2 protein-coding genes are annotated in these 2,062 nt (G+C 72.6%); one reads left to right on the top strand and one right to left on the bottom strand.

All coding sequences use genetic code 11. The annotated features are described in order from the left end of the window. Positions 1–659 (top strand): DUF6397 family protein (locus tag E1283_RS37810; protein WP_165956366.1); only part of this gene is annotated, 659 nt, incomplete at its 5' end. Here the strand turns inward: E1283_RS37810 and E1283_RS35625 are convergent. Then, positions 631–2,062 (bottom strand): DUF3516 domain-containing protein (locus tag E1283_RS35625; protein WP_132822300.1); only part of this gene is annotated, 1,432 nt, incomplete at its 5' end. The two genes, E1283_RS37810 and E1283_RS35625, sit on opposite strands and share 29 nt — an antisense overlap.

Genomic DNA, 2,062 nt, shown 5'->3' with positions numbered 1-2,062 from the left:
AGCTGTGTATAAGATACAGCCTCACGCCCAGTGCCCCACACGGGGCGACCGCCGAGGCCGGGGCACCGGACCCCGGCGCCCGCCTCGTCGGCGCGACCGACGGCGCGGCCCTGCTGGACATCAGCCCCGCCCGGTTCGCCCGCCTGGCCAGAGGCGGCTGTCTCAGCCCGGCCGAGTTCCGGATCAGCCCCCTGCACATCGTCACCTGGTGGTATCCGGCCGCCGAGCTGCGGCTCTTCGCGGACCGCGAGTCCAGGCTGCTCAGCGGCCCGATCCCCGAGGGGCTGCGCCGCGCGCTGCGCCGGGGCGACGACTGGCGACCCCGCCGTTGGCGCACCCGGCGCGTCGCCCAGCTGATCCGCCGCACCGCCGACCCCTGGCGGCGGGCGGCCGCGTTCGCCGCGGTGCTGGAGCCACCGGCGCTCGCCCGGCTGGTGCCCGACGCCGGGGAGCGCGTCCTGCTGCGGCGGCTCCGCCCGGCGCTCACCGCCCCGCCGCCACCCGGCTTCCGCCCGCGGATGCTCGACGCGCTGTTGACCGCCACCGAGCCGGACGAGACCCGTTGGTACGTGCGCGGGCTCGAGCTGGCCCTGCGGGACGCCAGATCCCGCCCGCCGGTCGGCCCACGGCTCAGAGCTGGCCGACGCCCACGACCTTGATCACCGCCCGGGCCTCCGCGTCCGAGGCCGTCAGGTCGACCTCGGCCGAGATGCCCCAGTCGTGGTCCCCCGCCGGGTCGTGGAAGGTCTGCCGCACCCGCCAGAGGCCGTCCTCCGGGCGCTCCTCGATCTGCAGCAGCCGCGGGCCGCGGGCCTCGGGCCCGGTGCCCAGCTCGTCGTACTCCTGCCAGTAGCCGTCCAGCGCGGCGGCCCAGGCGTCGGCGTCCCAACCCGACTCGGCGTCCAACTCGCCGAGGTCCCAGGTCCGGTCCAGGGCCGCCAGCTCCACCCTGCGGAACATCGCGTTCCGCACCAGCACCCGGAAGGCCCGGGCATTGGCGGTCACCGGCTTCACCTGGTCCGCCCGCTCCCGCGCCTCCTCGGCGTCCTCGAGCTCCGGGTTGGCCAACTGCTCCCACTCGTCGAGCAGGCTGGAGTCGACCTGGCGGACCATCTCGCCCAACCACGCCGTGATGTCCTGGAAGTCCTCGGACTTCAGGTCCTCGGGCACGGTGTGCTCCAACGCCTTGTAGGCGCCGGCCAGATAGCGCAGCACGATCCCCTCGGTGCGCGCCAACTCGTAGTGGGACACGAACTCGGAGAACGTCATGGCCCGTTCGTACATGTCCCGGACGACGGACTTGGGGGACAGCGGATGATCGCTCACCCACGGATGGCTCGTCCGGTACAGGCCGAAGGCATGGAACAACAGCTCGTCGAGCGGCCGCGGATACGTGATGTCCATCAGCCGCTCCATCCGCTCCTCGTACTCCACCCCCTCGGCCTTCATCGCCGCCACCGCCTCGCCCCGCGCCTTGTTCTGCTGCGCCGCCAGGATCTGCCGGGGATCGTCCAACGTCGACTCCACCACCGACACCATGTCGAGGGCGTAGGAGGGCGACTCCGGGTCGAGCAGCTCGAACGCGGCGAGGGCGAACGTCGACAGCGGCTGGTTCAACGCGAAGTCCGCCTGCAGATCCACCGTCAGCCGCACGATGCGGCCCTGCGCGTCCGGCGTCTCGAGCCGCTCCACGATGCCACCGTCGAGCAGCGACCGGTAGATGGCGATCGCCCGCCGGATGTGGCGCAACTGCTGCCGGCGCGGCTCGTGGTTGTCCTCCAGCAGCCGCCGCATCGCGTCGAACGCGTTGCCCGGCCGCGCGATGATGGACAGCAGCATCGCGTGCGTGACCCGGAACCGCGAGGTCAGCGGCTCGGGCTCGGCCGCGATCAGCCGCTCGAAGGTGTTCTCGCCCCAGTTGACGAACCCCTCGGGCGGTTTCTTGCGCACCACCTTGCGCCGCTTCTTCGGATCGTCGCCCGCCTTCGCCAGCGCCTTCTCGTTCTCCACCACGTGGTCGGGCGCCTGCGCCACCACGAACCCGGCGGTGTCGAAGCCCGCC

Origin of the sequence: Streptomyces hainanensis, assembly GCF_004348415.1 — a bacterium.
In the GTDB taxonomy this organism is placed as follows: domain Bacteria; phylum Actinomycetota; class Actinomycetes; order Streptomycetales; family Streptomycetaceae; genus Streptomyces; species Streptomyces hainanensis.
The sequence above is the reverse complement of the archived record's forward strand: the minus strand, read 5'-3'. Positions and strand labels throughout refer to the sequence as shown.